Raw genomic sequence first — 5409 nt, forward strand, 5'->3', positions numbered from 1 at the left:
TCATGCCAAACGTCTTTATGCGGCGCATGATACATTAGCAACAGAAAGTGCAAACTTGCTTGTCAAGCGCTGTGATTGTTTACCCGATGTTTTTACAGCAAGGGATGTTTATAAACGTGATTGGAAATATTTAACAGACAATCAAACCGTTAAGCAAGCTTTAGAGCTTTTATGTCGTTGTAACTATATTCGTGAAATCTCTGGAGAGAATAACTCCCAAGGCGGTCGACCTACCATACGTTATGAATGGCACCCTTTAGTGAAAAGTCATAAGACATCACACTGAGGCAATTTGGAAATCTTATAAAACATTAAACAATATAACAGTGAACCTTTAAAGCACTCCCCATCATTAGTTTTGGGGGGGTATGGGGGTTTTGGGGGGTCTTTTTACCCCCCCCTTTATATATTTTTTTAGTCAAAAATAAAAGTTATTATATTTCAATAAGTTAATCTTTTAAATAAACAACCTATATTAAACATAACACATAAATACAATTTTTAATATATATCTAAGAGGGTTTTGTAGGTGTTTTGGGGGGGTTAAAAACAGACAAAACCTATCAAAATACTCATTCTGATATTTTAAAGAACGTAGTACATTTATCTTGATGAATACGTGAAATGAATAGCAAATTTCACTACTTTGCTGATCTTATTCCATGTCATGGGCTGTTGATAAGCAGCCTTAAAGACCCATTTTGAAAAAAATATCGGCTTTTTTAGCAGTTTTTTCCCATTTTTATCGTTATTTGCTTTAAGTGCATTTAATTGAATTCGTTTTGATTCTTTTAATGAATATTAATCATCTCATAAGGCAAGGGATTTTTATTACAATATGCTTCAATCTATTAAGTCTGATAATGAACAATTCACTTTACGCTCCCTTTTACAATCCTATCGTGAACAGGCAACATCAAATGCTCTACGGGGGAAAGTGTTTGAAGATTTTGTGACAAAATATCTTATGTATGACCCTCTCCACTATGGGCGATATGAAAAAGTTGAGAGCTATTATGAATGGGCTAAAGAGCGTGAAGGTTGGAATAAAAATGATATCGGCATTGATCTGGTGGCAAAGCTTCGTCATCAAGAGGGATATGTGGCTATTCAATGTAAGTTTTATAAAGCTGACCATCAGATCAGTAAAAAAGATATTGATAGCTTTATCGCTGCCTCTGGAAAAGACATCTTTAAATATCGACTTCTCGTTGACAGCACAGAAGTGGAATTAAGTGACAATGTGAATGCCATGATTAAAGGACAAGCGATACCCGTTTATCGTATTGACCTTCGTCATATGGAAAACAGTCGTATAGACTGGCAAATATTTGCAACGAAAAAAGAAGTTGTTCTGAAATCAACAAAAGAGCCTCGTCCCCATCAAGAAGAAGCCATCAAGAAAGTCTGTGAAGGTTTAAAAGAAGCAGACCGTGGCAAGCTGATTATGGCATGTGGTACGGGGAAGACTTTCACCAGTTTGAAGATAGCAGAAACCCTTGCTGGGAAAGGCAAGCGTGTTTTGTTTCTGGTACCTTCTCTGGCTTTAGTCTCGCAAACAATCCGTGAATGGACAGCCGATGCACAAGTCCCGTTGCGTTCCTTTGCCGTGTGTTCTGATACGAAAGTAGGCAAGCGTCGTAAAAATCAAGATGATATTGTTGGCATGGAAACATCAGATCTTGTTCTCCCTGCTACCACGGATGCTCAAGCCCTTGCTAAAGAAGCTTGTGAATCCCTAGCAGATGCAATGACCGTGGTCTTTTCAACTTATCATTCTATCCAAGTGATTTCGGATGCACAAAAAGAGCATGGTTTACCCGAATTTGATCTGATCATCTGTGATGAAGCCCATAGAACAACTGGGGCTTCATTGGGAACTGAAGACAATGAATCTGAATTTATCAAGGTTCACGATAACAGCATTATTCGTGGTAAAAAACGTCTCTACATGACAGCAACGCCGCGTATCTTTAGTGACACTGCTAAAAGGCGGGCGGATGAGATCAATGCTGTTTTGGCATCTATGGACGATGAAACCCTTTATGGCAAACAACTTCATCATTATACCTTCGCGGAAGCTGTCGATAATGAACTTTTAACTCCTTACAAGATTGTGGTCTTGGGTATTAATGAAACCTATATCACACCAGCCATACAGGAGATTATTGCCAATGAAAACCGTGAAATTGATTTAGATGATGCGGCAAAAATTATTGGCTGTTATAGAGCACTTACCAAAATAGATAAGCAAGCGGCTGTTGATGATGATGATACAGAGCCCATGCAATGTGCTTTAGCTTTTTGCAAAGACATTAACACCTCTCAATATATAACAAAGCTCTTTAATAAAATTATCAAATCTCATATTGATGATTTCCTTCAAACCGTTCCCTTTCTAAACTGTGAAGTAAGACATATTGACGGAACGCAAAGCGTCAAAAAACGCAATGAGGAATTGGATTGGCTTAAAGAAGATGCGGGGCAAAACGTTTGTCGGATCTTAAGCAATGTTCGGTGTCTTTCAGAAGGGATTGATGTCCCTGCTCTTGATGCCATCATGTTTTTACACCCGCGCAATAGCCAAGTGGATGTGATACAGGCAGTAGGGCGTGTGATGCGTCGTGCTCCAAATAAAAAAACGGGCTATATCATTTTACCCATTATCATTCCTTCACACTTAGAAGCCAAAAAGGCTTTAAAAAACAATAAGAGATACCGTGTTGTTTGGCAAGTTTTGCATGCTTTACATTCTCATGACGAAAGGCTTGCTCGGACAATTAATCAGATGTCTTTAGGACAAGATAGCAGCCATACGATTGAAATTATAGAGATTAAACGAGCCAATGAATTAAAAGAGCTTACCACAACGGTTGATGAGATCTCGATACCATCCAAAACAGAAAGTTCTGGACGTGTCATTGGAACAGCAGAAAGCAAATCTCAATCGGTATCTGGAGGACAAGGAGACCTATTCCGCCGTTCTGAATTTTTTGATTTTGTCAAAGCCATTTTTCTGGATAGTTTTAAAATCACGGATTATTGGGGCATTTGGGCGAACAATGTTGCTGAGATTGCTCAAAACCATATCAATCATCTTAAAGATATGATTTCCGATGAAAAGAGTGAAGCCTTTCACGCCTTTGATGCATTCCATAAGGAATTAAAGAACAACGTCAACAGTGAAATCAAGCAAGAGGAAGCGATTGAGATGTTAGCGCAACATCTTGTCACGCGTCCCGTGTTTGAAGCTTTATTTGACGGTAATGAATTTGTACAGAACAATGCCATTTCGCAAGCAATGGACAAGATCTTAACGGAACTGGATAAAACAAATATCGAAGAGAAAACGAAAGATCTTGATAAATTTTACAAAAGTGTCATGTTCTGTACAGCAGGCATTACGGAAACTCATGCAAAACAGAATCTTATTATCAAACTTTATGAAAGTTTTTTTGCCAAGGCATTTAAGAAAACCACGGATAAGCTTGGAATTGTTTACACGCCCGTTGAGATTGTTGATTTTATCATTCATTCTGTTGATGATGTGTTGCGCAATGAATTTGGCAAAAGCTTAGGGTCACGGGGTGTCTCTATTCTCGATCCTTTCACCGGAACGGGTACTTTTATCACGCGGCTATTACAATCCAATCTCATCAAACCAGAGGATATGGAATATAAATTCCGTCATGATATTCATGCCAATGAGATTGTTTTACTGGCTTATTACATAGCAGCGATTAACATTGAATCGACCTATCATAGTTTGATGAAAGGGAATTATATCCCATTCAAGCATATTGGTTTGGCTGATACGTTTCGGATGCTTGAAAAACAAGATTTGATGAAAGGTTTACTAGAGGAAAACAGTGAATATTTAGAGCATCAAAAGAAACTGGATATTAAAGTTATCTTTGGTAACCCTCCTTATTCGGTAGGACAAAAGAATGAAAACGATAATAATCCCAATATATCTTATCCCATATTAGATGATCGTATTCGTGAGACTTATATAGCTAAATCGAAAGCAACTAGTACGCAAAAGTTATATGATAGTTATATCCGCGCTATCCGCTGGGCTAGTGACCGTATTGATAATGCTGGGGTAATCGGCTTTGTCACAAATGCCGGTTTTATTACTGGACATTCTATGGATGGTTTACGCAAATGCCTCGTTGAAGAATTTAGCAGCCTTTATATTTTCCATTTACGGGGGAATGCACGGACTTCTGGAGAACAACGTAAAAAGGAAAGTGGTGGCATTTTTGGTGAAGGATCTCGAGCTCCCATAGCTATCTCTATTTTGGTTAAAAATCCAGAATCTCAACAGCGTGGTAAGATATATTTTCGTGATATTGGAGATTATCTCACGAGAAAAGAAAAGCTTATAATAATAGAGTCTCTTGGTAGCATTGATGGTATTACACGGAGCAAACAAGGTTGGCAAATAATTACACCAGATAAGTACAGTGATTGGCTTGATCAACGTGATGACAGTTTCAAAACATTCTTAGCTATGGGTGTCAAAAAGGGGCATGATAAAAAGCTCTTTGAAACTTATTCTCTTGGTGTTTCAACCAATCGTGATGCTTGGACGTATAACTCAAGCCGTGAATCTGTAAAGAAAAATATGAATAACATGACTGCCTTCTATAATAATGAGGTAAAACGTTTAAATAATACCTATTCACATGCTGATCGTACAGCACGTGCAAAGGTCGTGAATGATTTCGTCAATTCCGATGTAAGAAAGATTAGTTGGAGCAGTACTCTTAAGAGAGAATTATTAAGAGGTAAATTTTCCGAATTTGAAGATAAATGCCTTATTCAAAGCCTATACCGTCCTTTTACACAACAATGGCTTTATTACAATAGCGTCTTTAATGAAGCAGTTTATCAAATGCCGCGTATATTCCCGATAAGACAAGCGGTTGATAATAAGGTGATACAAATTACAGGTATAGGAGCAAAGAAAGACTTTTCTGTATTGATGACTAAAGCTTTGCCTAATTTAGATTCAATAGAAAAAGGTCAATGTTTTCCACGCTATATTTACGAAGATACTACGGTTTCAAAAAGTAAAAGTGAGAAACAATCCCATTTATTTACGCATTCTACGGAGAAAAACACAACAGCTGGTTTACAGAGGCGTAATGCTATTACTGATGAGGGGCTAGAACATTTTAAAGCCGCTTATCCTAATGAAACTATCACTAAAGATGATTTGTTCTATTATGTTTATGGGATTTTACATTCAGAAGATTACCGTGCTCGTTATGCTGATAATTTATGCAAAGAATTACCTCGCATTCCTTGCGTAAAGAGTGCTGATGATTTTTGGAAGTTTGTAACAGCTGGGCGTGAACTCGGTCATTTGCACGTAAACTATGAAGATGTAGAGCCTTATCC

At 37.7% G+C, this 5409-nt stretch carries 1 protein-coding gene and 1 pseudogene; both read left to right on the forward strand.

Translation table 11 applies throughout. The annotated features are described in order from the left end of the window. Window positions 1-286: pseudogene (locus ACFINL_RS09300) on the forward strand (hypothetical protein); the annotation flags it as partial. A gap of 552 nt (window positions 287-838) precedes the next feature. Then, a partial coding sequence (locus tag ACFINL_RS09305; RefSeq protein ID WP_375651453.1) for a DEAD/DEAH box helicase occupies window positions 839-5409 on the forward strand: 4571 nt, incomplete at its 3' end.

It is taken from the genome of Bartonella sp. AA78NXGY, from assembly GCF_042197005.1.
In the GTDB taxonomy this organism is placed as follows: Bacteria; Pseudomonadota; Alphaproteobacteria; order Rhizobiales; family Rhizobiaceae; genus Bartonella.